Genomic DNA, 24,233 nt, shown 5'->3' on the forward strand with positions numbered 1-24,233 from the left:
AATTTTCAGTATGTGAAAGAACATCCTACCCCAAAACACACATTTTACTGGACAAACGAACCGCCTTCACCGTAGATAAATTAATCGTCTTTTTATACACAACGAGAGGGAGGTTTTATCGATGCAGTATACCAGTTCTGAAGCAATGCTGTTAATGTTGCTTAAAGCCTACAAAGACTTGGTTAAAGTCTTGCTTGTAGAAGAACACCTTGAGGCTAGTGATCTTGTTAAGCAGCTCCGGCGTTCAGCCAGACAGCAGAATGACGAGCAAGTTGGTCGACTCCTTGCTGAACTGGCTGAAGATATCAGCCTGATGAGGTTAATGATGACATCCAGCCTTCCGGGTGAACCAAAGAAATAAACGATTACTCTCCAACTGAAAGATCATTGTCCTTGCAGACACGGAGGAATTTTTCAGAACGACTGTCTACATACATGGTTTCCTCAAGGAGTCTGTCAGCTTCCCTTAACACTTGACGAGCTTGGGATACTGGGAGTAGATCGAGCTCGTTTTTTATAATAGCAAGAGCCCATTGAGTAATCTGTTTTTCATTAAGACTTCGTAAAAAAAGTGAGTTGCTCATTGTGCGATCCTTTTTGATTATCAAGCGCGCTGGAAAATCCACTGTGCTTTCATACTGCCAGCCCGTCAGCGCCGACGCCTTTAAACCGCTTTAATTTATCCATCACCGAACATATCAGCCTGCGCCTCATCAGAAACATTCCTCTCTTTCTTGATGTTCGCTGATTGCCCCTTGCGAAGTTCTGATGTCAGGTAGGCTATCTCCCTTCCAATGGCCAGCGCCTCGTTTTCACCGATATCTGGTATCTGCTGTCGCAGGCAGTACGCCGAATGGTCCATGATGTCGCCGAGGGTTTTAAATTGCTCCCGAATAAAATCACTGATATCGCTGTTGTCGGGTTCATCGTTGCTGAACATATCCGGCTGGTGACGCTTTATATAATCATCTCTCATATCCTTAACAATGCTGTACACCCACTGGATGGACACGCCAAATTTTTCAGCTAACGCGTCGTGGTTATTCCCCTTAAACTCATCGAAGATGCGCTGATTGCGTCGCATAACCTCATGGTCTGGCGTTTTGGTTATGTAGATGGTATTTCCTTCCCAGGCGAAAGTGAGTTGCCTGACGATGGCTACACTGATTGTATTTGCAACTGCGGCCGGAAAGCCGTTCCGGGAAAGGACGGAGAAGGCGGCTTCCCGGATGCCGCCCATTAATTTTTCCTGTGTAGTGATGCTCACGTTGCACCCCGTAATTTTTTCAGTTCCCGTTCCTGCCAGTTCTTGAGTCTTTCGATCGCCATGCTGGCCTTGTCAGATTCCAGCCACTGCAGACCGTCGACTTTGGTTTCCCGCTTAACCCATCGACGCAGCGCCTCTTCCGAACTGTCGCGCACGATGCCCTGTGCGTACATTTCCAGCCACAGCGCACGCAGCTTCTTAGCTTGCGGATAATCCGCCAGTGAGCGCGTTGTGCGCGCCTTGCTGGCGGGTTTTACTTTGAACCCTTTCTTCTTCATGGCGGCCAGAACTTTATTGAGCTGGCCCGGATTCATAACGCTGGTTGACGTCTCGCCAGTAATGGACAGAAGCATCTGGCGGTAAGTGTCGGTATCAATACCCAGCTGACTTTTGGCGATATGAATAAGCTGGATGAGTCTGGTTCTGTTTGTTTTCATGCGGCACCATCCTTAATATCCAGAAGTACGCGCCGGGCCTGTACCGGAGCCTCGTTCATTTCCCTTATACAGTCGGCGTCATAAAAACTGGCTTTAATGTTGGTTTTGTTCATGACCATCTCGTGCATAGCCAGCATGCGGGCCAGCGCAATCTGCAGGCGATTAATCAACATGAAGGCCGGGAACGGCATGGCGTAAAGTGGTTGCCAGCGAGAGTCGCGCTGCGTGCTGCACCATTCAGGATTAAACATTGATGCATACGAACCGGCGTTCATTTCTGCCAGTTCGTCACTGTCAGTAAAGGCTGCGGGCTTCTGTTGCGCCAGCGCCAGACATGGTGCAGCCAGGTCAGTCATTGCCCGGATGATTTCGGCAATCAGTGAATGGTGCATAACGGTTTCGCCAGTAAAAGTAACAGCTGCGCATTTCTGGATATGTTCAAGCCGGGTATTCAGGTCCGCTATTTCCTGAATACGGGCTGGTGATAGTCCGATATTATTCATGATGAGACTCCCAATTTTGCCTGTTCCTGCCCGTTGACTGGATGATGAAGGCTGGCCTGTCTGCCTTCGCGGTAACCGTTATTCAGGGCGCTATCGTTATCGCGGGTCTTGCCCGACTCGCGGGCATGACACGTAACGGTGCGGGTGTATTTCTTCTCCAGCCAGCGTTCAGCCAGCTCAACCTCATGGGCGGTTCTGGCCAGCTTCTCAATTTTATTCAGCACAGCAATAATCCAGCCCTCGGCGAATTTATCGCCGCGAGCGGTTTTAGTGCTGTTTTTAATGCGTTTATTCTGGGTCTTAATAAAATCCTTGCGGGCTTTAATTAACTGGCGACCTAATACTTCAAAGGTATATGCTGCGAGTTCAGGGCGGTTATATAAGCCGTAAAAGCTGACGCCGCAACCGCCCAGCAGAATACAATCCACCCCAAATGCATCCCTTATTACCTGCAGTAGGCATGCCATATAACGCGGGGGATTACTGGCCCCAACGGGCCAGTAATCGCAGATGGATTCATTAATATCACTGAGGTCAATATCATCCTGAGTAATGCCGTGTGCGTCAGCCAGCTTCTGCGCGCGTGCCAGTGCGGCGGAGGCTTCATTGGCATTAGACGAACCGGTCAGCGCCATCAGCTTTTTCAGGCGTCGAATGACTTTTTCTTTATTCTCATCCATAAAGTGTTTCCTGTTTATCAGTGTCTGGTGTTACGGACTGGCAGGATTCTGATGCCCGCCCCGGTTTGTACCTGTTTGTATTCTGGCTTCGTTATCTGCAGATAGCGGCTGGTATCACTGAGAACCTTTAACGTGGTGTCAAGGCCGTTGGTGGCGACCATTGCCTGAGACGCTGTACTAATCAGGTTGATTAACACGCGTCGGATATCATTCATGTCTTTGCAATCACAGGTATTAATGAAATCTTTGACGGTTTTCTGGGATAAGTGCCCACATTCTTTTGGGGTGATCATTTCGTTAATTTCCCTTAATTATTAATAGCGGGGTGGTGTATCAGAACCATCTGTAGACAGGCAAATATCTTTACTCTCAATACAGTCGAAATCTTCGTTGAACTCATTTTCATAGCTATTCCGGCTGTGAATAGTCAGTGTGATAACCTGATTTTGAGTTTTCCCGATAACGGTCATTATGCTGCTGGTGTGGTAATTAAACCCCTTCAGCATGTCCTGAATAGTTTTTTCCAGTCCTTCTTTATCGGTGAGTTTGACGCTGTTTGATGTATCGGTTACACAACCTTTAAGTGTTGGCATAATTACCTCTGCATTAAAGATACGGTGAAGAAAAAGCCCAGCGTTAATCCGGTCCCGATAAAAAAGGCGTACCAGAAAAACAGTAAGCAATTGCCCAGTACCTTGACCATCTCAGGCAGTACGTCACGAATGGCTTTTTTGAATGCCTGCAGCTCGAAACAAAAACGGGCTTTAATCCGCGAAAAATTAATCATCGTTTTCATCTGGTGGTTCCAGTAGTTTAAAGTCCATTACTGCCTGGAAGGCATTTAATTTCTGCCCGCAGTGCGGGCAGGCAAGTATCAAATCAATAACCCAGGCGTCATCAACAGGAGACTGCATAATGTTGGCCTGAACAGGATCGAGGTATTCAGTCTCCTTCCCGCAGTGCTTGCACGTCAGCATTAGCAGCCTCCCGTTCTTTGCATTTCTCAAGGTGTTGCTGCATCCATGCCAGCGCCCGTTCTTTGTCCTCAGTGGTGTTAATCATTTCGAACATAGTGACTGTCGCTGCCGGAATAGAGTCTTCTGTATCCATGCGCAGGTTTTTATTCCAGATGGTCGCTCTCACGCGATTAGTGTGTTTCTGTTTTGTCGCCATTGATTTCTGTCTCCAGTCCGCGTCCCAGTGTTATCAGTGTTCCGCCTGCACGCACAAACAGCTTTGCTGCCTCAATGTCGTTGCCGGACTCGGCAGCGCGCATGGCGCGGTTAATGTCTTTCTCCGCCTTTTTGCGCAGGTGTTGAATAACGTCGAATTTCATTTTTCTATTTCCTGTTCGAAGGGCGTAATTGAGAACGTCTCTTTACCGGAGGCAATAGAGATGCCGGTAATCCCCTTCACGGCTTCTCTGTCGGCCAGAATAGCGTCCTTATTAACTTCCTCCTTACGACGAATAAAGCGGTCTAGTTTTAATTTCTTCAGTGTCTCAATAACAATTTCAACACCTTTGAGGTTGACGGAGTCCGGTTTTTTTCGCCATGCCACTTCACCAGTAATCAGGTTAGCGGTTTTGGAGTCTCCCTTGGTGATGCTGCTGCGATTGGCCTCGCACCACGTCTGGACGCCTTTCTGCAGAACATCCAGCTCGGCCCGCAGTGCCTCAATCTTCGGGGTGTTCTGGTTCATGATGACCGCTATCTGGTCATTAGCGTCCGTCTCAATACGGGTTAATTCCCGTTGAATGTCGCCTATTTTTTTAATATCAACGCTGACCTGTTCTCTGGATTGCGGCGTGTAGGATGCCGCCGCAGCTTTAAGCCGCGAAACTTTCTTTGCCATTTTTAATTACCTTTCAAGTGGGGTTATTTAATTATTTCAAACTCTATATCTTCGAGGTCATCAATATCTTCAATATCGTCGTCATAGCCTTCAAAGTCATATTTAAAAGCGATTTCTTTTATCTGCTCTTCAACTTCACGGGCAGATGACCATTCTGCGCAAATCTGCAGGTATTTATCGTAATCCGCCTTTTCCATCTGTACCGTTTTACTGAATTTGGCAGTGGCCCTTGCTGTAATAACCACCCTGACTGTATTACTCATTACCGTACCTCCCACGTTACGCGGCAGTTATTCACCTGAATCTGCCACCATTCATAATTGCCCCGGTCATCATTACCGGTGCCATAGCGAACTGCCTGTCCACGTTCCTGAGCCTGACGGCAGCGGCTGTCGTAATGCACACGAATATCAGGTCGTTGATAGCCATCCATTTCAACACGGTCAGCGGTAAAGCCCATTGCAGTAAGTTGTGCAATGGCAGTGCCTACCTGTGAAATCTGCTCCTGAATGCGTTTATTATCGCAGTTAATGATTAAGCGGCTGCGCATCACGATACCTCTTCAACGTCCATGTCATCGTAATTCACCCCCGGAACATCGCAGGCCAGAATCTTAATGCCTTCGCTGCCGTCCATCGGTGGCCAGCCTTCCACATTGCCATCCTTAAACAGATCAATAAGCCCTTCAGCGTTCCAGCCCTGGTATGTCTGTTCGGTAAAACAAAATACAGCCAGCATTTTTAATACGGTGGAGGTAATATCACCATCGCTGTCACGCAGCCGGTCAGCAGCATTAATAAAAAAAGTATTGATATTGCACAGCACTCCGTCAGTGCAAATATCATGATCAATCTCCACGGTTAATACCGGTGCATCCTCATGCGCATTCCAGGTAATTTCATAACGTTTTACATCTGACATGTTTTTTCCTTAACGGATGTGTGTGTTGAGGTTTTTTATAATTTCCCCGTTAACCACCGGCACACCCAGTTCCGCCGCCTCATTCATGGCCGCAATCATCAGGTTGCCGATAGCCAGCGGATACAGGTTGCTGGCGGTAACATCACTGCCGGTTTTCGGGTTTCTGCCGACTTTGACGGTCATCTTCTGACGAATCATCTGCATGCCGCTTTCGTCGATAACCCCGTTAACATCGCAGCCCGCCCGTTCGAACTTAAACGCCAGAAAGGCTTCAAGGTCATTATCCAGCGCTGTCAGGTGGATCATCTCGCAGCGCTGGACGACTTCACGTACCGAGGCATTGCGCTCGCTGAGTTTGTCGCGCAGCTCCTGCTGACCAATCAGGATGATGGAAAGCAGGCGCTTAAAGCCATGCTCCAGTTCCAGAAAGCGCTTGAGGTGTTTCAGGGTTGGCACCGGCAGTGAATGAGCCTCTTCAATAATCAGTACATGCCCGCACTGGGAGCTGTCATAGCTGGCTTTGAGGGCCGCGTGTACCTGTGCGAACCGGGCTTCAGGCGATTGTTTCGGGCGTTCTCCCGGTGCGACCGCACGCAGAATGGCCTCGGCAATGCTGGCAGATTTCAGGGTTTTGCCGGTGCGATCGTTATCCTCCATCGCCAGTACGTAGGGTTCGATAACCAGCGTACCGCTGCTTTCACGGTGCAGGCGTTCAATCAGGTCGCGGCGCAGGGTGGACTTGCCGGAGCCGGATTCACCCCACAGTGCCAGCATGCCGCCGTGTGTGGCAGTCTGGAACATCACCTCGCGTACATAGCGTATATCCGGCGTCACAAACATATCGGCGGCACTCTGGACGGCGGTATCGTCAAACGGGTTGGTGAATAACTTAAATGCTTTTTTAGCCTTCTGGCTTAACGTCTGCTTTTTGAGTAACATGCTGTCCTCTTCAGTTGTCTGTTGTACCTGAGTAACGGCTGTTGTCTGCGGCCTGACCTCATCAAAACTGTGGGTGGTGTCCACGTCGTGACGTGTAAGCAGTTCAGTGATCCGCTTCCTGAGTTGTTCGGGGTTGCGACGTGGCCACTGCCCGTGATTTACCAGTTGCGCAATCGCCGCTCTTGATACCCCTGTTTCGCTGGTAACATCCGCCAGACTCATCTGCAGGTACTGCAGTTGTTGTTTCAGCAGCAACATCGTTTATTCCTCTCAGGCGGCTGCGGTTGCCATGTCGGTGCAGCCGACCAGCCAGTCCCCGGATACCCCGGCGTTATTGACGAAATTCACAATCAGACTGTCGTGCGGATACCAGCCATAATGCGTGATGGTGACCGTCATGCCGCTGACAAGGTTCGGGATGCCGCGCAGGTTGTAATTCTTTTCACGAAAGCGCACCGTCAGGTCATGGCGTACCGCGCGTTTAACGGCGATCGCGAGAGGTTGGGTCTGCTGTGTCATAGGGTTCTCCTCTTCATCTATATAAGGAAAGAAACTGCGTGATTACTCTTCGCCACCGATAGCTTTATAGAGACGTTCGGCTTCGGTGATGCCGTCATCAGAACGGTCTTCATTAAATGCGACAAAGTCAGTCCAGCACTGGCCGATAAAGTCGCGGATGGTTGCAAGGTCAAATTCATCCACTTCGATCATTGTGTTGTCCTCTTACGTATATAAAGGAAGGCTATTTGCCTGCCGCCAGGCTGACCACGACGCTGTCGCTCATGGCCAGCAGTTCCTGCATGATGGCGTCCAGTTGTTCTTCCTGAACACCATCGGGGTAGTGATCCACCAGGTACTGGTAGTGAGAGGGGGTCCACTCGCGCCGCAGCGCCTCAAATCTGGTACGTAATGCCATTGCAGCTTTGACGTGGCTCATAGGGATAATCTCAACCTGATGGACGCGTACGGATAGCTGGGCTTCTTTGCCCTTAAATGGCAGATGGGCAACCTTGCTGTAGTCAGCGTCCTCAATTTCTTTGTAAGGATTGAAACGACCATCGAATGGTATTGCGCCGGACTTGCGGGCTTTGTCGGTTTCATCGCTGTTGTCTGTGCCATACAGCACATGCTCAACCTCGGCGCGGTTGAGTTGCGCATCGGTTATCGGCATATGGCCATATTTCTCACCAATGACGGGCGCATCCACCGCATATCCCCATTCATCTTTCTCAACGGCGTAAACCGGGATGTAATTTTCAAAACCTTCTTCGTCGGTGACGATGATGCGAGCCTCGTTTTCGTGCCATGGATTGCGGGTAACGAGCAGCTTGTCGCCGACGCAGGCGTGCGGAATGTTCTCCACACTGAATTCCTGACCACGGAACGATACGCGCAGCTTGCTGGTGACGGTACGTTCTTCCGGTGCGGCAATAGCCAGTTCCCGGCAGATGTCCACTGGAGGGGCTTTCACCAGATATTCAGTGTTTAAAATTCTCTTCCAGGCATCGGTGCGATTTGTTTCGTGCCGACCCAGAATACGATTAAGGTTGTAATCAATGCGCCACAGGCGGGCGTAGTGGTTGAGTTGTTCAATGGTCTCAACCCGGACGAAGCGCAAGCCAGCTTCGAAGTCGCACTCAATAATGTCACGTGCCTTTTCAACTGCACCTGTGGCGCGGGCGTTACGGGTCTTGTGCTGCAAGCAGCGGATACCCAGCGCTCGGCACATATTGAGCATCGGTGCTGATACCAGCGCGGAGCCGGGGTCGGTATAAAGTGTTTTTGGTACACCGTGTAGCACATCCATTTCATCGCGTTCCTGCATGGCGTTAATCATGACATTCAGAAAGTTATCAGCACTTTCCCCGCCAAAGCGGTACTCGACGTAGATCCAGTTGGAGGTGTGATCTATCAGCTCGAAAGACCACACGCGATCGTTAACGATGCAATCAAGGTTTTTGGGCTTGTTCTTGTAGAACGTGTCCCTGTCCATAACGCGCAGACCGGTATCACCCTTCGCTTTTTTGTTCGGGTTTTTCAGGTAGTACAGCACGCAAATAGACGCGTCTATCTGCCAGATATGGTTAGGATGCAGGCTTTTCAGCTCCAGCGACGGCGTCGGGTGTTGTAGCTGATCGTAGTGCAGGCGGTAGCTGCGCAGCGCCCGGCTGATGGCATCGGTGGACAACGGGAAAAATTCACCAGTCTCTTCATCAGTGCGACCCGCCATAATCATGCCGTTTGCGCGCAGGGCTTTAACCACGCTTTCCAGGCTGTACAGGCGCTTGTCGTTGTTGCGCCGGGACTCCAGCCACGCGCCCGAAATCGTCAACGCTTCTTCGCGTGTCAGGGCGCTACAGCCCGCATCAGCGCGTCGCTTGCGTTGTGCGGCAGGCTGAAATGCTTTCAGCTTTTTAAGTAATGTAGCGCGTGACATGCGGAGTTCCTCGCAGGCTGCTTTGTATATTGCTTCTTTGCGCCCATGACCGGCATGCCGGGCGGCATCTGCATAGTGCATCAGGCGCTGATTCAGGGCGGCGTTCATGGTCAGTTACCTTGAGGTTTAGCTCGATCCGTGGGCAGCAGGCTTCTCATTTTTTCGTAGTCATACACGCCTGTGCCGAGATAAAACTCCACCTCAGACCAGTTGTCCTTTTCGGCAAAGTGGATTATGTGATTAATCCACTTTCTGGCCATCGTGGCAGCTTTCAGAAACTCGTCACGCTGCGCCTGCTGTGCAGGAGTGCGGCGGAGTTTGATTGCAAAAACGCTGTTAAGGACATCGGCGGCTTCTTTATGGCTTAAAATTACCTTGCCGTTGGAGCGAATAGCTTCATTACTCATCGTATTATTCCCCTTCATTGCCGTTGATATTGCTTTCGTTAAGCCATGCTGGCGGCGTGTGTTCGGTGACCATGTCCGGGATATCAAAACGGGTGACAATATCATCCAGTTCGCTGCGGATTTCGCAGACGAGACCCGTCATAAAGCTGCTATGGTCAACACCACGGTCAGCGGTATCCTTCTCCAGTTCCGCAAACGCAGCCTGTAATGCGCCCATTAGTTCGCGCGCTATCTTGCTGCTGATAGACGTCGCTTCCAGACGGGTACGTTCAGCCAGTTCGTTGTCGGTGATGGGCTTGAAGCGTTCTTCATGCAGCCTGTCTTCCAGCTCATCACGGGCGGTCTTGAGGTCGGCGGCACGCTGGCGACTGGCTTCGAGGTCGGCTTCTTTGTCGGCGAGTTGCTGTGCCAGCTTCTCTTTTTCTTCGTTCTGGCGGGCGATCAATTCTTCAGCCAGATCCAGCAGGCTTTCTTTATCACCCTGTCGGGCCACTTCAATTAGGGCGTTGCGGGAATCGTCTGGCAGCTTACGGAACTGGCGCAGTTCGCGGTAGCCAATACCCATGCGGGACATGGATTCGAGAGCTTCTTCGCCAAAGGTGCGGAGGTTAGCGATGTCTTGATTGGCCTTTTCATCAGAAACGCCTAGAAGGTTACAAAACTCTACCCATGTGCCACTTAACTCCAAACCGTTTGGAGCTGTTTTTCCTTTAAGGCATTGATAGAGTTTATTTTCTTTGACGTATGCTAATTTCGAACTCCAAACTGTTTGGGAAAATTTACCAAATGCCTCAGCCATCTGAGCTTGACCTAAAAGCTGATTCAGGAGATCACGTTCTTCCTGAGCTTGTATTTCATCGGCAGATGCCTGGGGGATGACCGGAAGTTCAAAGTCGACGCCCGGCATGGCGTTAGGTAGCTGGCTGATACCGGATTTTTCAACGGGTTTACGTGCCATGATTATTTACCTGCTCCTGCAATTAAGGTTTTTTGCTTCTGCTCAAGGCGCTGTTGGATGAGCTTGTCTTCCCGAATGCACTTATAGGCGATCTGCAGCATTTCCATGGAGTGGGCGTAGCGCTGGGTGTTGCTCCCTTCCGGGGTGTAAACCTCAATAATCAGCTCCTCTTCCTGAAGTGCATCCAGCAACTCAGATATGCGGGTGGCAGGAATGCCTGCTGCATCAGCGATTTCACCTGCTGTCATCCCGGTATTAGTTCTCCCGGAAAGCACCTTCAGTATCCGGGCAGTTCGTGCTGCTGACGGGGACTTGCCTGCGGGTTTTGCCATTTGGTCCTCCTTTCTAATTACTGAAAGACTGTTACAATAAATTAAGCGGCAATATTGCTGGTTTTGAGGCCGAGTTTAACGGCGATCTCGTAAGCTTTGCCGTAATTGGCTTTGCACTGACCGTTGAGAACCTGGTAGACCTGATTACGGTTGAAGCCATGTTCTTGGGCCCAACTGGTAACGGTCTTGCCCTGCTGACGGAAGCGACGTTTGACCTGTTCTGGGGTCATGGTTAGCTCCTTTGGTGTGTGATTATCATTTGTTATGTGTGATTATATGCTCATTATTATGAGCAACGCAACTGGAATTTCATTTTTATGAGCATTGAGATAGGCAACCGTGTACGGCAGATACGAGCTAATTCAGGGCTGAACCAACGGGAGTTTGCGTCCCGCCTTGGAATTTCTAGCGGCGGGATAAGCCAAATTGAATCTGGCAAGGCGATGCCGGGCGGGGATTTTTTGCTCCGAATTCATCAAGAGTTTAATGTAGATATTACATGGTTGCTCACTGGAATGAGCATGATTGAGTCGAAAGTAAATCTAACTGAGTTACCAAAGGAAAAACAGGCGCTGCTGGATGCCTTTGATGGCATGAGTGCGGATGACAGAAAAACACTTCTCCGTGTTGGCGAATCGCTATCACAGCCAAAACCTAGTAAGTTCGTCAGTTGAACATGTGTACCATTTCCCCAGAGGACCACCAGAACGCCAGCCGGATGGGGGGTATGAACGCAAACAAGAAGAATCTGCATCCGTAACCAGTAATGTAATTGACTTTACACAGCTTAGAAAATTTTTGAATTAATCAGGCCAGTGATGGAGTCCTCTGGGGAAATAACGTTATTTACTGTAATTATTTTTCAATAATTGTTGAACTTTTATACCTACCAACATTAGTATCCCTCTGATTTTAGTCAGGGTAAGGAGGCTCGTTATAATCCAGTCCTCCTTGGATAAACACTGAATAATCGGGATAAAAAATGAAAAAATATCTCATGGTGGCAATGGCTACGTTACTCCTGAGTGGATGCAAAGTAGACATCAAAACTTCTGTAAATTCAGATGATCTACTGGTTACCGATCATAAAACAATTATGGCAGATCTTAACTTTGAGGTTGCATCCTGTAGCAGTAGCGAAGACTCTCGCCAGGAGTCTGATGAGCTGATAAAAATCAAGGCGAAAGTTCCCTCGATTTTTCATGACGCTCAGTATGTTGAATGTTACAGAAAATCTTTTGACTCATTTGCTCACTTCAAGGTCCCGGTATCTGTTGGTGTAAGGCAAAAGAATGCGCCATTCAAAGATGATCTTTACCTATTCTCTGATGGAAATATCGTGGCAGGTATTGGGGCTAAACGTGAGTTGATTTCACGTATTAAAACAGCGGAAGCCGATATGCCGGATAAGCTTAACTTCAACATTACGGTTGATGTAAAAAAAGGAAGTCAGCCTCTCCCGCCTGCCGTGACATTGCTTGGCGTATATGTGCAGAAGGATACCCCCGCCCTGGTGGCTAACGTGGACTTTAGCAAATATGATGATCTGGCATTCAGGTTATCAGATGTGTCCGTAGATGCCTTAATGAAATACGGTACCGTACCTTTCCTGGTAAAACCTGAATTTTTTGACGGACTGAAAGAGCAAAATAAAAAATGACCGCTTGCCTCTCTGACGAGAGCGGAAGAACACAGGTTGGCTCACAGGTGAGAGTTGTGGGTTGATGACCTGCCGGTGGTTTAGGCACCTCCCGGCAGGTCGCTCTTTTACGTTAAGAGATGGAGTGTTAAAGGACGTTAAAATGAATCTGAATATGTACTCAGAAATTAAAGCCATGCTGGCTGATGCAATCAGTCTCCGGGATGAACAAAAGCTGACCAAGGTGAAGATTGCCTTATTGGACAAAATAACCCGTGCTCAGGAACAGTACGTTGATTTGTATGAAAAGTACATGCAACTACTACAGGAAAAAAGTGTACTGGAGTCTGAAGTTAATGAGATTAGCCAGTACGAGTTGCATCTGCTAAGTAAAAAGGCAGGGTTCTGGGCCTACCGGTTTATTACTGACGATGAGGAAAAATTACATTACCTGTGTCAGACCTGCTGGGATTCCACGCATAAAAAACAGGTACTCAGAATTAATGATGTGGGTTTTTGTGAGTGCCCGGCGTGCGGGCATGACAAGGGGGTGTATTTAAACGGGCGACCAGATATCCCTGTTCGTAGTGGTCACCCAAGAGTTATGACTGACATTCTCAAAAAGTATTGAGTTATTGCGCCATATCCTGCTGATTGTTTATTTCGGCAATCGCCTGGATCAGTATTTCAACCAGCAGTGATTTATCGTCTTTCATCGCTTCCAGTGTTTTTTGCCAGAATTTATATGCCCGGACCATATCGGTTTTGCCATAGAGCTGTGATATGACGCTGATATAAATATGCGATATGTTTTCAGCCTGCCGCTCCTGTTCCGGGAGGGCTTCAGGTATACCGTGTGTGTTGATGCCTCTTGCCATAATTTTATGATGGCAGCGGTCAACCGCGTAGTTAAGCGCAAAGGCCAGGTGGTTTGCCAGACGGGTAACGTCTCCGTCTTTTGTTACGTTGTACCAGATTGCGCGGGCAGTGACCGGGTCAATGCTTCCCTTTATTTGCTGATCGACCAGTTCGGCAACCCTGCGAACCGTCCCTTCCGGGGTGAATGGTATTGTCCGTTGATCATGTTGCTCGTCTGGTTGTTGTTTTTGCTCTGGGACTGGTGGGGTTGTCAGCGCCCAGTTCACCAGGTCAACAACCGGCTGGAGATCGGTTTCCTGATACGCTTCAAACGAGATGCCGAGTTTGCTCATCAGTGCCTGAATGTGTGGCGGTACAGGACGGTCATGCAGGTCCGCTGCGGTGATGGCCCTGGTGGACTGAGTGTCGGCGTTCAGTGCCAGCGCCAGCAGTTCCCGGAAGTCCTCGCACCTCAGCAGGGCGTGACCGGTGGTATCCGTAAATCCGTACTGCGCAAACCATTCCAGCGCTTCCTCCGGGCTCATGTCCCGCATGTGGCGACGTCTGCCTGTCGGTGCAGTGGCTCCCTGTGTCACGGTACGGCTGCGCAGGTCTTCGACTGTCATCGGGGTGGCAATGCAGCGCCCTGTGTTGATGGGGTGATTTATCTCTTCCAGCTTAAAGAGGGTGCCGCTGCGTGGCTTGTGCCAGGCAGTATGATCATCTCCGCACATCTCCTTTTCCGCTTTCACGTCAGGCGCGTCAATAATACAGTCGCTGTGGATGAGCTTCAGTACATCCGCAATCACTGCCAGTACGCGACTTTTGCCTGAACCTGTCGGGCCTGATACGGTAACAGTGATGGTGGGGTTTAATGTCTTCGTCATTGCGTTATCCTCTTCTGGTAAGTTCCCCTCCATCCTGCACGCCGGTATTTACCGCCACTATTAAAGCCCTTTAAAAGCGATTTAAACCCCGTTTTGCAATGCTGTCTCCATCATTCAAGGAGACGCATTCAATGAAAAAACTCAAACGCCTTTCCCGTTTTGTGGCTACTGCACCACGCCCGCGCCTGTGGGGCTGGCTGGTTGCTGCTGCCGTGATGTTTCTGGTGATTGCGGTGGTATCACCGCAGCAGCTGCCGGTGGTGATTTACAAGCTCTCACTCATTTCGCTCGCTGCCGTGCTGGGGTACTGGCTTGACCGTTCGCTGTTCCCTAAAGCCCGTCCGGGGCAGTTTCAGCGCCACGTTCCGCAGCTAATGGATATCGGGCGTTATCCGGTTGAGGTGGGCTGTCACATGGTCTTTGCGGCCACCCTGATCCGTCGCGCCATCATTGTTGCGGCGGTGTGTCTGGCTGTGGCGATGGGGTTATGACCATGACACTTCACTGGCCGCAAATTGTCTGGGTGATGCTGACGCTGCTGGGAACCGGTTTCGAGATGTGCAGGCTGATTATCCGGACGAAAAAAATGACAGACAGGGTTTCTGAATTTATTGCCCATGTGCTGTGGGTGGTGTTTATGGCCTGGCTGCTCTGGTGCGGCGGGTTCTTCTCGCAGGCGAACGCCGCTGAACCACCGACCGCTGCCCTCAAATACCGCAGTGATGTGATCCGTTCTGCCCGCGTGGACTGGGGGCTGAATGCCCCGGTCGCCGACTTTGCCGCACAGCTGCATCAGGAGTCCGGCTGGAATCCCGCCGCCCGTTCGCCGGTCGGCGCGCAGGGACTGGCGCAGTTTATGCCGTCCACCGCCGACTGGATTGCCGGTATTTTCCCGGCGCTCTCTTCCCGTGAACCGTATAACCCCGGCTGGGCCATCCGGGCACTGGTCAGCTATGACCGCTGGTTATGGCAGCGCGTGGCCGTTCCTGACGGCTGCGAACGTATGGCGATGACGCTGTCGGCCTATAACGGCGGTCCGGGCTGGGTGGGCCGTGACCGCAGGCTGGCACGTTCGCGCGGGCTGGATGATGCGCGATGGTTTGGCGCGGTGGAAACGGTGAATGCCGGGCGCAGTGCGGCTAACTGGCGGGAGAACCGCCGCTACCCGCAGCGCATTCTGCATACGCTTGCCCCGCGTTACCTGTCATGGGGAGGAGCAAGCTGTGTGGACTAAATGGCTGAAACGCATTCCGTGGGGTGACCTGCTGTTACTGCTGGTTGTGGCGGTGCTCCTCGGATGGGTGTGGGTTAAGGGATACGGCAGCGGACATCTTGATGCGCAGCGTGACGGTGATAAAGCGCTGGCACAGCTGCAGTCGCAGTTTGATACGTACAGGCTCAGGAGTGCCGAACAGCAGAATAAAACGCTGATGACCATCATTAGTCGTTATAACGATCAGGTCGCAGCCGCACACAAAGCAGATGCAGATTTTCAGGCAAAAAAACAACAGCTGGAGCATGAGAATGCTGACCTTAAAAAACAGATTGCGGACGTCACCCGTCGCTGGGTGGATGAGTCTGGCAAGAGCCATCCCGTTAAGTGCGTGTTTACTCGCGGCTTCGTGCAGCAGTACAACGCCGCCCTCGGTGTCAGCGCCGGTGACGGTGGAATGTCCGCTGCCGCCGGTTCCGCCAGCGCTGGCCAGGCGACCGGAACCACTGATACCGCTCTCGCCCGGTTACGCGACTCAGGCGTCAGCCAGGCCGACGTCCTCGCCAACGTCACCGACAATGCCCGACAGTGCCGCGTCTGGCGTGAGCAGGTAAACGGCCTGCTGGATTACATCGAAGGATTACATCAATGACCATACAGGTGGAGTTCTGGACGCTGGTCGGGTTCCTGATTTCCTTTATCGGCGCTATCTGCGGGCTGGCCCGCTGGCTGTTCGGCAACGCCGAAGCCCGTCAGGCGGCGCGTTTCGCGTCGCTGGAGCAGACAGTAAAAGAAACGGCCTCCCGCTGGAATGACCTGGAACGTGAATTTCTGGAGTTTAAAGCAAAACTCCCGGTCGACTACGTTCGCCGTGAAGATTACATACGCGGGCAGACGGTGATTGAAGCCAAGCTCGACGCCGTCTACGAGAAGCTCGGCAACGTTCAGAATCAACAAAATCTGAGAGGTTAACATGACTGATATTATCCGCGTTCGACGCGAGTCCCTGCGCTGGAGTCTGCTGGTTGCGCTCAACAAATCGCGCCCGTACACCGCCAGTGAGCAGTTGCTGTTTGATGTTGCCCGTTCCATTTACCCGGACGCCACAAAACTGGAAGTGCGTCAGGAGCTGGATTACCTGAGCGACCGGCGTCTTATTGAAATCACAAAACAACCCAGCGGCATGTGGTTTGCCGACCTGACCCGCGTTGGCATTGACCTCGTGGAGTACACCATTCCCTGCGATCCGGGTATCGCCCGCCCGGACAAATACTGGAGTGAATGATTATGGGACGCAAAAGTTCACTGGATGTGCTGCCGCAGGAGGTCAGGCGCTGGCTGGAGCGCGCACTGACCGAGCGTAACTTCACCGGCTACGCCGAGCTGGAGGCGTTGCTGAAGGACAAAGGATTTGTGATCACCCGCTCCAGCCTGCAGCGCTTTGGCTACAAAATGGAACAGCAGCTGGCGCGCGTACGTGCGGCCACCGAGGCGGCGCGACTGATGGCCCGCGAGGCGGAGGATGCCGCTGACGACCGCTCCGGTGGTCTGATGACGCTGATCCAGACTGAGATGATTGATATGTTCATGCGTCTGAGCGCGGTGAAGTCTGACGACCCGAAGGAAAACGAGAAGCGCGCAAAACTGCTGGCGATCGCTTCAAAAAACATCGCCACCCTGACACGCGCCTCCGTGAACCTGAAAAAGTTCCAACTGGATGTGCGTGACAGGCTGGACGCCAAAATGGATGAACTGGAGCGTCAGGCCAAAAGCGGCGATGGTCGTCTGAGCCTTGAAACACTGAAGCTGGTTCGCGAGCAGATTTACGGGATTGTGTCATGAGCGCCGCCGTTCATCTGCACCCTTACCAGCAGGCATGGTTCCTCGACCGCGCCCGCTTCAAGATTGGCATGTTTGCCCGCCAGACGGGAAAGACCTTCACCACCACGCTGGAGCTGGTTGACGACTGCTTTGAGGTGGAAGCCAGCGGCGGTCGTACCCGCTGGGTGATCCTGTCGCGCGGGGAGCGTCAGGCCAAAGAGGCGATGGAGGAAGGCGTTAAAAAACACTGTCAGGCGTACAGCATGGTGGCACAGGAAGTCGAGAGCTATTACCACGCCGCCAGCGGCGAGCGCTATACCATGCTGGAAGCGGTTCTGCCGGGCGGTTCCCGTATCACCGCGCTGCCTGCCAACCCTGATACCGCGCGCGGCTTTGCTGCCAACGTTTTTCTGGATGAGTTCGCTTTCCACGCTGACAGCCGCAAAATCTGGACGGCGCTGTTCCCGGTGATTTCCAACGGCTACAAACTGCGTGTCACCTCCACCCCCAACGGCAAGGGTAACAAGTTCTACGAGCTGATGACCGATAAGGCGCTGGACGCCATCTGGTCGCGCCACACGGTAGATATTTACCGCGCGGTGGCTGATGGTCTGCCGCGCAATATTGATGAGATGAGACTGGCGCTCAATGACGATGATGCGTGGGCGCAGGAGTTTGAGCTGAAGTGGCTGGATGAGGCCAGTGCGTGGCTGTCCTACGACCTGATTGACGGCGTCGAGCATGATATGGCGGGTCTGCCGCAGCACTATACAGGTGGCCCCTGCTATGTGGGCGTGGATATCGGTATTCGTCACGACCTGTTTGTTATCTGGGTGCTGGAACAGGTGGGTGACGTGTTCTGGGTGCGGGAAATCATCATCCGCAAACGCGCCACCTTTGCCGAACAGGACGCGCTGCTGGACGACGTGTTCTTCCGCTACCGCGTGCTGCGCTGCTGCATGGACCAGACCGGGATGGGTGAGAAGCCAGTGGAGGATGCGAAGCGGCGTCACGGGGAGTTCCGCGTGGAAGGGGTGATATTCACCCCCTCGAGTAAGCTGACGCTGGCAACAAGGGGCAAGGAGGCGTTTGAGGACCGGAAACTGCGTATCCCGATGGGCGATACAGCGCTCAGAAGCGACCTGCACAGGCTGCAGAAGGTCTCCGGCCCCACGGGCCAGCCCCGCTTCGTGGCGGAAAGCGACGCTGCAGGTCACGCCGACCGGACGTGGGCGTGCTTTCTGGCGCTGAACGCCGCCGGAACCGACACCGGTCCGACGAGAGTGTATTCACGCGGCGCACGTCGCGTACCGGGTATTCTGAGGGGGTACTGATGGCTAAGGGTATCTATGTTTCACCGACGAAGTATGTCAGCTTTGCCGAACGCGACAAACGCCGCCTGACCGATGAGATTGCCTCACGCGGTAACACCGCCTGGGGATTTGGATCTTTCCTCGGCATGCTGCCCAATCCCGATCCGATACTGAAGGCCACAGGCCAGGATATTCGTGCCTACCGCGACATGCGCTCCGATCCTGTGGTCGGTGGGGCCATTCGTCGTCGCAAGTCGGCGGTAAAATCGCTTGAGCGCGGGTTCAATGAAGGCGATACCGACACGCCGGTCTGCGGGTTTTTAAAAGACATGATGGCCTCGTGGAATATGGACGCCATCATCGGTGGTCTGCTGGATGCGCCGCTCTTTGGTTACCAGCCTGCTGAACTGATGTGGGCGAAAGACAATGGCCGGTTCACGGTCAGTAACATTGTCACCAAGCCGCCGGAGTGGTTCACCTTTGATACCGACAACCAGCTGCGCTTCCGGGGAAACAGCGGCCCGGCCGGGGGTATCCTGCTGCCGGACTATAAGTTTATCTGCCCGGCACAGGATGCGACTTACGACAATCCCTACGGTTTCCCTGACCTGTCGATGTGCTTCTGGCCTGCACTCTTTAAAAAGCACGCCTGGAAGTTCTGGATGACCTTTGTCGAGAAGTACGCCACGCCATGGGTGGTGGGTAAACACAAGGCCGGTCAGAACGAAGGCAGTGTTGATGAACTGATGGGTGCGCTGGAGAAGATGGTCCAGGACGCAGTGGCCGTCATCCCGGATGACAGCTCGGTGGAAATTAAGGAGGCCATGGGTAAGGCGGGCTCCAGCGGTATTTTTCAGCAGATGATCGCCATGGCCCGCGCGGAAATCTCCATTGCGCTGCTGGGCCAGAACCAGACCACGGAGGCTGATGCCAACAAAGCCTCCGCTCAGGCGGGGCTTGAGGTGGCGAATGATATCCGCGACGGTGACGCAACCATCGTCGCCGGTGCCATCAATCAGGTGTTGCGGTATGCCGTGGAGCTGAACTTCGGTGATGTACCTGTGCCGGTCTGGAACCTGTGGGAGCAGGAAACCATTGACGATACTCAGGCGAAGCGCGACCTGACACTGTCGCAGACGGCAGGCTTTTTCAGTGAGCAGTATTACCAGCGGGAGTACGGCCTGCAGCCGGGCGACCTGCTGCCACGTCAGGGAATGCCGCTGCCACCGGACACGGCAGGCGCACACCTTCCTGTGTCGCTGGCCTTTGCTGAAAGTGCCGCACAACGCGATTTTGCCGCGCAGGATGAACTGGATAAGGCGCTGGATCAGCTGCTGCAGACCGGCGTCATGACACGGGAACTGATGGTGATGCTGAAACCCCTGCTTGATGCAGTCAGCGACGGCCTCTCACCGTCGGAGCTGATGGGACAGCTTGCTGAACTGTACCCACAGATGGACGCCGACGGGCTGACGGAGCGGCTTGCCCGCGTGATGTTTGTGGCAAAAATTATGGGGCGTCTCCATGCAACCACTGAATAACCAGGACATGGCCGCGCTGTTCGGGCTGCCCCCGGCGCGCGCCATCGCGTACCTGAAAAACAAGGGATACAACATCACCTGGGACTGGGAGGATATGTGGCAGGATGCTCACACGAAAGCCTTTACCGTGGCAAAGCTTACCCGTATGGATATTCTGGAGGATATCCGCCGGGCGCTGGAGCAGGCGCTGGCGGAGGGAAAAACGGGGAAATGGTTTGCGAAAGAGCTGACGCCGGTACTGAAAGCGAAGGGATGGTGGGGAAAAACCACGGCCGTTAACCCGGTTACCGGCGAAGAGGAAGAGGTACATCAGGGCAGCCCGTGGCGGCTGGAGACCATCTTTCGCACCAATATGGACACGCTTTACAGTGCCGGTCGGTGGGCGGAACAGAAGGAGAACGCCGCAGAGCGGCCTTACTGGATGTATGTCGCCATCCGGGACAGCCATACCCGCAAAACCCATCTGGCGATGCATGGCCTGGTGTTTCGCTGCGACGATCCGTTCTGGGATGCGTTTTACCCGCCGAACGGCTGGCGCTGCCGCTGCAGCGTGATTGCCCTGACGCAGGCGGAGACCACCCTGCGCGGGCTGCAAATCCGGGACAGCACCGGCGCGCTCGGACAGACACTGCGCCTCGTCAGTGAGAAGACCGGCGAGATGCAGCCGGTGACCACATACCGGATGCGTGACATCATCAGTAATGGCAGTATTGTTGTCAGCCCGGATGTGGGCTGGTCGTATAATCCCGGTCAGGGGTACCGCCCTGATCTCGCGAAATACGGTGGCACACTGGCCGCTCTCGCGCAGCGTGAGCTGGGGAACACAGGAGGCCTGCAGTGAAACAGAACATGATGCAGCTTACCGTAAAGGACGGCCCGCTGCGGCTGGCGCTGAAAGGCCTCGCCGCTGCCGGAACCGACATGACGCCGCTGATGCGGGCCATTGCCGGGACGCTGGCGACCGAAACCGCCGTTAATTTTGAGGAAGAAGGCCGCCCGCCGTGGGTGCCGTCACTGGCAGCGCAGAAGCGGGACGGGATGACACTCTCCGATACCGGGCGTCTGCGCCGCAGTATCACCACGGACTACGACGCCCACAGCGCCGTTATCGGAACGAATGTGGAATATGCCCGGATTCATCAGCTGGGCGGCAGGGTTGAGCGTAAGAACCGGGAGGTGTACTTTAAACAGGGCAAGGACGGCACGGTCGGCAGACGCTTCGTGAAAAAAGCGCACAGCAACTTCTCACAGACGGCCCGCGACCACACGGCAGACTATCCGGCGCGTCCGTACCTGCCGGTGAACACGGACGGTACCCTGCAGGACGGCGTGGAGCAGAAACTGCTCGACAGTGCGCTGAAATATCTGCAGAACGCCGCGCGTCCGTGAGACGCCCTGTGTGGCGTTCTGATTGCCGGGTGGGAAAATCCCCGTCCACTGACGCCGGGGGCGGTCATAAACGTTTATAAACACCTTTATGACCGCTTTCCGGCGTAAGAGGTCACCCCGTTTTGTCCTTTTCTTTTTTTTCACCTTCGCGCTGAACGTTATTCTTTAAAGTCCTTTAAAAGTCATCGCCACACCCTCCCGTTATCGTGACCAAAACAACGGGAGTCACTCATGAACCTGATCCATATTTTTCGTGCCGGTACGCATACCGATATGCACGGGCGGCGCATTAATTTCAGCGATGCCGACTTAAACGAGATAGCACAGAGCTACAACCCGGCCCTGCATGAAGCGCCGGTCGTTGTCGGGCATCCGAAAACCGATGCGCCGTCTTATGCCTGGGTCGGTGCGGTTAAAAAAGACCGTGACGGCCTCAAGGCGGAACCACGCGATATCGATCCGCAGTTTGCTGAACTGGTTAAAAACCGGCGCTACAGCAAAGTGTCAGCCTCCTTTTACTGCCCGGACTCACCCGGCAACCCGACGCCGGGCAAATACTACCTGCGCCACGTGGGATTTCTCGGTGCGCAGCCGCCCGCCATCAAGGGATTAAAGCCCGTGTCCTTTGCAGAAGATGAGGAAGGGGTTGTCGAGTTTGCCGACTGGAGTCTGCAGACCACCGCGTCGCTGTTCTCGCGCATCCGGGATTTTATTATCAGCCAGTTCGGGCTGGAGAAAGCCGACAGCGTGGTGCCGGACTACATGATTGACAGTCTGCGTGATGATGCCGCCCGTACCACCACAACCGAAGTGGACCCCGCATTTTCTGACCCTGCCGGGATACCGGCAGACGAGGTTATTCAACCCCCGCCTGAGCATCAGGCCCCCACACCACCGGAGGATACCGCCGTGGAAAAAGAGTTACAGGCGAAACTTCAGAAAGAGAATGACGACCTGAAGCGCCAGCTTGATGAACACAATAAAGCCGAGGCACAGCGTGTGGCCACCGAACGTCACAACGCCAGTGTGGCGTTTGCCGACAGTCTGATCAGTGACGCGCGTCTGGCCCCTGCCGGAAAAAACCTTGTGGTTGCCGTACTGGATGCACTTGGCAGCGGTGAGTCGCCGGTGAGCTTCAGTGAGAACGGCAGCGAGCAGCCGCTGGTTGAGGCGTTTAAGGCGCAACTGGCAAAAGCCCGGCCACTGCTTGACTTTGGCGAGGTGGCCACCGGCGACAGGACCGACCGCAGCGCCATTCCGGCTGAGTTCGCTGAAGCTGACCCGGACCGTCTTGAGCTGCACACGAAAGCGGTGGCGCTGGCGAAGGCTGAAAACATTACCTACGAGGCGGCAGTTGCCCGCCTGATGTAAGGAGAGACCATGTCTGACTACTTAAAAGGCAAGCGCGTTGCCGACCCGGTATTAACCAGTGTTGCGCGTGGCTATAAAAATGCAGCGTTCATCAGCCAGTTCATCTTCCCGCGCGTCGGGATGGAAAAGGAAGGCGCGAAGGTGCCGACCTTTGGTAAGGGGGTGTTCGCCACTTACGAGACCCTGCGCGCCATGGGGGGCGCAAGTAACATCGCCACCCGTGAAAAGACCGGTACGGTGGATATCGTTCTCGATGAACACGATCTGGCCGTTCCGGTGGACTACCGCGAACAGCACGAGTCGATGTTCAGCGAGCAGGCGAAGGCCATCAAACGCGCCCGTAACGGCATCCTGTTAAGTCAGGAAGTGGCGGCGGCTGCGATGGCGCAGAACACCTCGCTGTACCTGAAAGACTCTGTGCGTAAATTCACCGCCGCCGACAGCTGGAAAGATGGCAAGGGTGATCCGGTACGTGATGTATCCGATGGCATGGATGTGGTACGTGACGCCATTGGCCTGCGCCCGAACCTGATGGTGATGGGGGCAAGCGTTCTTCCGCTGCTGCGCTTCCATCCGGCCCTGCAGAAAGTGATGGGTGCCAACGAGCGCAAGCGCATCACCATCGAGCTGATGAAAGATATTTTCGAGATTGAAAATATCGTTATCGGCTATCCGGTACGGCTTGAGGATAACGATAAAAAGGATGCGAAGGCGAAGACTGTCGATATCTGGAAGGACAATATGATGCTGTATTACGTCTCCGGTCCGCAGAACGCGGGTGACAACGGCGACGAGAACGAGCCGTCGTTTGGTTATACCTTCCAGTTAAACGGTATGCCGATTGCCGACACTTATCCCGGCGAGGGCGGCAAAATCACCTACTCCCGCTACACCGATATCTACAAAATGGCGGTGGTGGGCAGTGACGCGGGCTACATCATGACCAACCTGAAGGGGGCGTAATTATGACAACGCAACAGGTCATCCTGGCCACCACTGTGGTGGCCACCGGTGCACTGGTACAACAGCGACTGGTGGGCTATGACGGTAAAACCTGCACCAAAGGCGCGCTCGCGTTCGGTATTGCCGAGGTTGATGCGTCCGTGGGGGATGCGGTGTCCGTCAATGTACTGGGTATTATCGCCGCCGAAGCCGGTGCGGCAGTCACTGCCGGTGAGCCGCTGCAGTCGGATGAAAACGGCTGCGTCATTCCGCTGGAGACCACCGGCACACCGGCCCGCGTCGGTGTGGCTGTGACGGCCGCAGCGGCTGCCGGAGCCTCCCTGAAGGTGATGTGGGGGGCGTAAATGTACTGCACCCCGGAGGATGTGATGAAGGTGCTGCCGCGCCAGCAGCTCACTGAACTGACCTGCGACATGTCAGGTCGTTCCGTCACACAGGCGCTGCCGGAACAGCCTGATGAGGCGGTGGTGAATGAGGCCATCCGCTACGCCAGCGAATACGCC

Annotated in this window: 42 protein-coding genes; 18 read left to right on the forward strand and 24 right to left on the reverse strand. The window is 53.5% G+C overall.

Features of this window, described 5'->3' with window-relative positions:
• Positions 1-121: 121 nt before the first annotated feature.
• The gene (locus HV477_RS11800) at positions 122-361 is read left to right on the forward strand and encodes a hypothetical protein (RefSeq protein WP_175064961.1); all 240 of its coding nucleotides are present in this window, start codon (positions 122-124) and stop codon (positions 359-361) included.
• A gap of 4 nt (positions 362-365) precedes the next feature.
• On the opposite strand, the gene HV477_RS11805 is transcribed toward HV477_RS11800, so the two are convergent.
• The 23 genes from HV477_RS11805 to HV477_RS11915 all read right to left on the reverse strand — a co-directional run bounded on the left by HV477_RS11805 (position 366) and on the right by HV477_RS11915 (position 10,965).
• Entirely contained in the window at positions 366-584 is a 219-nt protein-coding gene (locus tag HV477_RS11805; RefSeq protein ID WP_175064962.1) for a hypothetical protein, read from the reverse strand.
• Positions 585-679: 95 nt separating this feature from the next.
• Positions 680-1,240 (reverse strand): Mor transcription activator family protein, encoded by a 561-nt coding sequence (locus tag HV477_RS11810; protein ID WP_175064963.1) that lies wholly within the window; start codon positions 1,238-1,240, stop codon positions 680-682.
• A gap of 23 nt (positions 1,241-1,263) precedes the next feature.
• On the reverse strand, positions 1,264-1,704 hold the full coding sequence (locus HV477_RS11815; RefSeq protein ID WP_175064964.1) for a gp16 family protein: 441 nt from the start codon (positions 1,702-1,704) through the stop codon (positions 1,264-1,266).
• Positions 1,701-2,207: a hypothetical protein gene (locus HV477_RS11820; RefSeq protein WP_175064965.1), complete on the reverse strand. Its 507-nt coding sequence runs from the start codon at positions 2,205-2,207 to the stop codon at positions 1,701-1,703. The genes HV477_RS11815 and HV477_RS11820 overlap by 4 nt, the downstream gene beginning before the upstream one ends.
• Positions 2,204-2,887: a DUF2786 domain-containing protein gene (locus HV477_RS11825; RefSeq protein ID WP_175064966.1), complete on the reverse strand. Its 684-nt coding sequence runs from the start codon at positions 2,885-2,887 to the stop codon at positions 2,204-2,206. The genes HV477_RS11820 and HV477_RS11825 overlap by 4 nt, the downstream gene beginning before the upstream one ends.
• 17 nt (positions 2,888-2,904) lie before the next feature.
• Complete coding sequence (locus tag HV477_RS11830) at positions 2,905-3,180, reverse strand: hypothetical protein (RefSeq protein ID WP_175064967.1); 276 nt, start codon at positions 3,178-3,180, stop codon at positions 2,905-2,907.
• Between the two features lie 21 nt (positions 3,181-3,201).
• Complete coding sequence (locus tag HV477_RS11835; RefSeq protein WP_175064968.1) at positions 3,202-3,480, reverse strand: hypothetical protein; 279 nt, start codon at positions 3,478-3,480, stop codon at positions 3,202-3,204.
• 2 nt (positions 3,481-3,482) lie between these two features.
• Positions 3,483-3,683, reverse strand: coding sequence for a hypothetical protein (locus HV477_RS11840; protein WP_175064969.1), 201 nt, complete (start codon positions 3,681-3,683; stop codon positions 3,483-3,485).
• Positions 3,667-3,864 (reverse strand): hypothetical protein, encoded by a 198-nt coding sequence (locus HV477_RS11845; protein ID WP_175064970.1) that lies wholly within the window; start codon positions 3,862-3,864, stop codon positions 3,667-3,669. Before HV477_RS11845 ends, HV477_RS11840 begins: the two co-directional genes overlap by 17 nt.
• Complete coding sequence (locus HV477_RS11850) at positions 3,830-4,060, reverse strand: hypothetical protein (RefSeq protein ID WP_175064971.1); 231 nt, start codon at positions 4,058-4,060, stop codon at positions 3,830-3,832. The genes HV477_RS11845 and HV477_RS11850 overlap by 35 nt, the downstream gene beginning before the upstream one ends.
• The gene (locus HV477_RS11855) at positions 4,035-4,223 is read right to left on the reverse strand and encodes a hypothetical protein (RefSeq protein ID WP_175064972.1); all 189 of its coding nucleotides are present in this window, start codon (positions 4,221-4,223) and stop codon (positions 4,035-4,037) included. Before HV477_RS11855 ends, HV477_RS11850 begins: the two co-directional genes overlap by 26 nt.
• A complete protein-coding gene (locus tag HV477_RS11860; RefSeq protein WP_175064973.1) occupies positions 4,220-4,741 on the reverse strand; it encodes a host-nuclease inhibitor Gam family protein in 522 nt (173 codons plus the stop codon). The genes HV477_RS11855 and HV477_RS11860 overlap by 4 nt, the downstream gene beginning before the upstream one ends.
• A gap of 23 nt (positions 4,742-4,764) precedes the next feature.
• Positions 4,765-5,004, reverse strand: a complete 240-nt coding sequence (locus HV477_RS11865; RefSeq protein ID WP_175064974.1) for a hypothetical protein — start codon at positions 5,002-5,004, stop codon at positions 4,765-4,767.
• Positions 5,004-5,291, reverse strand: a complete 288-nt coding sequence (locus HV477_RS11870) for a hypothetical protein (protein ID WP_175064975.1) — start codon at positions 5,289-5,291, stop codon at positions 5,004-5,006. Before HV477_RS11870 ends, HV477_RS11865 begins: the two co-directional genes overlap by 1 nt.
• Positions 5,291-5,662, reverse strand: a complete 372-nt coding sequence (locus tag HV477_RS11875) for a DUF2528 family protein (RefSeq protein WP_175064976.1) — start codon at positions 5,660-5,662, stop codon at positions 5,291-5,293. The genes HV477_RS11870 and HV477_RS11875 overlap by 1 nt, the downstream gene beginning before the upstream one ends.
• A 9-nt stretch (positions 5,663-5,671) precedes the next feature.
• Positions 5,672-6,859, reverse strand: coding sequence for an ExeA family protein (locus HV477_RS11880; RefSeq protein WP_175064977.1), 1,188 nt, complete (start codon positions 6,857-6,859; stop codon positions 5,672-5,674).
• A 12-nt stretch (positions 6,860-6,871) separates the two neighbouring features.
• Positions 6,872-7,120 (reverse strand): hypothetical protein, encoded by a 249-nt coding sequence (locus HV477_RS11885; protein ID WP_175064978.1) that lies wholly within the window; start codon positions 7,118-7,120, stop codon positions 6,872-6,874.
• Between the two features lie 42 nt (positions 7,121-7,162).
• A complete protein-coding gene (locus tag HV477_RS11890; protein WP_175064979.1) occupies positions 7,163-7,312 on the reverse strand; it encodes a hypothetical protein in 150 nt (49 codons plus the stop codon).
• A gap of 31 nt (positions 7,313-7,343) precedes the next feature.
• Positions 7,344-9,146: a DDE-type integrase/transposase/recombinase gene (locus HV477_RS11895; protein ID WP_175064980.1), complete on the reverse strand. Its 1,803-nt coding sequence runs from the start codon at positions 9,144-9,146 to the stop codon at positions 7,344-7,346.
• A 2-nt stretch (positions 9,147-9,148) separates the two neighbouring features.
• Complete coding sequence (locus HV477_RS11900) at positions 9,149-9,445, reverse strand: hypothetical protein (RefSeq protein ID WP_175064981.1); 297 nt, start codon at positions 9,443-9,445, stop codon at positions 9,149-9,151.
• Between the two features lie 4 nt (positions 9,446-9,449).
• Positions 9,450-10,403 carry a hypothetical protein gene (locus HV477_RS11905; protein ID WP_175064982.1) on the reverse strand — a complete coding sequence of 318 codons (954 nt, stop codon included), beginning with the start codon at positions 10,401-10,403 and terminating at the stop codon, positions 9,450-9,452.
• Between the two features lie 2 nt (positions 10,404-10,405).
• Positions 10,406-10,735 carry a helix-turn-helix domain-containing protein gene (locus HV477_RS11910; RefSeq protein ID WP_175064983.1) on the reverse strand — a complete coding sequence of 110 codons (330 nt, stop codon included), beginning with the start codon at positions 10,733-10,735 and terminating at the stop codon, positions 10,406-10,408.
• A gap of 41 nt (positions 10,736-10,776) precedes the next feature.
• The gene (locus HV477_RS11915; protein ID WP_079791690.1) at positions 10,777-10,965 is read right to left on the reverse strand and encodes a DNA-binding protein; all 189 of its coding nucleotides are present in this window, start codon (positions 10,963-10,965) and stop codon (positions 10,777-10,779) included.
• A gap of 87 nt (positions 10,966-11,052) precedes the next feature.
• Here HV477_RS11915 and HV477_RS11920 point away from each other — a divergent pair, with 87 nt between their 5' ends.
• The 3 genes from HV477_RS11920 to HV477_RS11930 all read left to right on the forward strand — a co-directional run bounded on the left by HV477_RS11920 (position 11,053) and on the right by HV477_RS11930 (position 13,005).
• On the forward strand, positions 11,053-11,409 hold the full coding sequence (locus tag HV477_RS11920; protein WP_175064984.1) for a helix-turn-helix domain-containing protein: 357 nt from the start codon (positions 11,053-11,055) through the stop codon (positions 11,407-11,409).
• A 308-nt stretch (positions 11,410-11,717) separates the two neighbouring features.
• On the forward strand, positions 11,718-12,395 hold the full coding sequence (locus HV477_RS11925; protein WP_175064985.1) for a hypothetical protein: 678 nt from the start codon (positions 11,718-11,720) through the stop codon (positions 12,393-12,395).
• Positions 12,396-12,537: 142 nt separating this feature from the next.
• Positions 12,538-13,005 (forward strand): hypothetical protein, encoded by a 468-nt coding sequence (locus tag HV477_RS11930; RefSeq protein ID WP_175064986.1) that lies wholly within the window; start codon positions 12,538-12,540, stop codon positions 13,003-13,005.
• 1 nt (position 13,006) lies between these two features.
• Here HV477_RS11930 and HV477_RS11935 read toward each other — a convergent pair whose 3' ends face one another.
• Positions 13,007-14,119, reverse strand: coding sequence for a hypothetical protein (locus HV477_RS11935; RefSeq protein ID WP_175064987.1), 1,113 nt, complete (start codon positions 14,117-14,119; stop codon positions 13,007-13,009).
• 131 nt (positions 14,120-14,250) lie between these two features.
• On the opposite strand from HV477_RS11935, the gene HV477_RS11940 reads away from it, so the two are divergent.
• From HV477_RS11940 to HV477_RS29000, 14 genes are all read left to right on the forward strand, one after another.
• Positions 14,251-14,610: a putative holin gene (locus HV477_RS11940; RefSeq protein ID WP_175064988.1), complete on the forward strand. Its 360-nt coding sequence runs from the start codon at positions 14,251-14,253 to the stop codon at positions 14,608-14,610.
• 95 nt (positions 14,611-14,705) lie between these two features.
• Complete coding sequence (locus HV477_RS11945; protein ID WP_375372874.1) at positions 14,706-15,353, forward strand: transglycosylase SLT domain-containing protein; 648 nt, start codon at positions 14,706-14,708, stop codon at positions 15,351-15,353.
• A complete protein-coding gene (locus HV477_RS11950; protein ID WP_175064989.1) occupies positions 15,343-15,984 on the forward strand; it encodes a hypothetical protein in 642 nt (213 codons plus the stop codon). The genes HV477_RS11945 and HV477_RS11950 overlap by 11 nt, the downstream gene beginning before the upstream one ends.
• Positions 15,981-16,304: a hypothetical protein gene (locus HV477_RS11955; RefSeq protein WP_175064990.1), complete on the forward strand. Its 324-nt coding sequence runs from the start codon at positions 15,981-15,983 to the stop codon at positions 16,302-16,304. The genes HV477_RS11950 and HV477_RS11955 overlap by 4 nt, the downstream gene beginning before the upstream one ends.
• Before the next feature lies 1 nt (position 16,305).
• Complete coding sequence (locus tag HV477_RS11960) at positions 16,306-16,617, forward strand: hypothetical protein (protein WP_175064991.1); 312 nt, start codon at positions 16,306-16,308, stop codon at positions 16,615-16,617.
• 2 nt (positions 16,618-16,619) lie between these two features.
• Positions 16,620-17,174 carry a DUF3486 family protein gene (locus HV477_RS11965; protein ID WP_175064992.1) on the forward strand — a complete coding sequence of 185 codons (555 nt, stop codon included), beginning with the start codon at positions 16,620-16,622 and terminating at the stop codon, positions 17,172-17,174.
• On the forward strand, positions 17,171-18,487 hold the full coding sequence (locus tag HV477_RS11970; protein ID WP_175064993.1) for a terminase large subunit domain-containing protein: 1,317 nt from the start codon (positions 17,171-17,173) through the stop codon (positions 18,485-18,487). The genes HV477_RS11965 and HV477_RS11970 overlap by 4 nt, the downstream gene beginning before the upstream one ends.
• Positions 18,487-20,007 carry a DUF935 domain-containing protein gene (locus tag HV477_RS11975; RefSeq protein ID WP_175064994.1) on the forward strand — a complete coding sequence of 507 codons (1,521 nt, stop codon included), beginning with the start codon at positions 18,487-18,489 and terminating at the stop codon, positions 20,005-20,007. The genes HV477_RS11970 and HV477_RS11975 overlap by 1 nt, the downstream gene beginning before the upstream one ends.
• The gene (locus HV477_RS11980) at positions 19,991-20,848 is read left to right on the forward strand and encodes a phage minor head protein (RefSeq protein WP_254621655.1); all 858 of its coding nucleotides are present in this window, start codon (positions 19,991-19,993) and stop codon (positions 20,846-20,848) included. The genes HV477_RS11975 and HV477_RS11980 overlap by 17 nt, the downstream gene beginning before the upstream one ends.
• A gap of 8 nt (positions 20,849-20,856) precedes the next feature.
• The gene (locus tag HV477_RS11985; RefSeq protein ID WP_217487778.1) at positions 20,857-21,396 is read left to right on the forward strand and encodes a phage virion morphogenesis protein; all 540 of its coding nucleotides are present in this window, start codon (positions 20,857-20,859) and stop codon (positions 21,394-21,396) included.
• A gap of 231 nt (positions 21,397-21,627) precedes the next feature.
• Entirely contained in the window at positions 21,628-22,767 is a 1,140-nt protein-coding gene (locus HV477_RS11990) for a peptidase (protein WP_175064996.1), read from the forward strand.
• Between the two features lie 9 nt (positions 22,768-22,776).
• Positions 22,777-23,730 carry a hypothetical protein gene (locus HV477_RS11995; RefSeq protein WP_175064997.1) on the forward strand — a complete coding sequence of 318 codons (954 nt, stop codon included), beginning with the start codon at positions 22,777-22,779 and terminating at the stop codon, positions 23,728-23,730.
• Positions 23,731-23,732: 2 nt separating this feature from the next.
• The gene (locus tag HV477_RS12000) at positions 23,733-24,074 is read left to right on the forward strand and encodes a capsid cement protein (RefSeq protein ID WP_217487776.1); all 342 of its coding nucleotides are present in this window, start codon (positions 23,733-23,735) and stop codon (positions 24,072-24,074) included.
• Positions 24,075-24,233, forward strand: a 159-nt coding sequence (locus HV477_RS29000; protein ID WP_175064998.1) for a phage protein Gp36 family protein, incomplete at its 3' end; no start/stop codon positions are given.

This window comes from Salmonella sp. SG203, from assembly GCF_013350575.1.
GTDB classification, from domain to species: Bacteria; Pseudomonadota; Gammaproteobacteria; order Enterobacterales; family Enterobacteriaceae; genus Salmonella; species Salmonella enterica.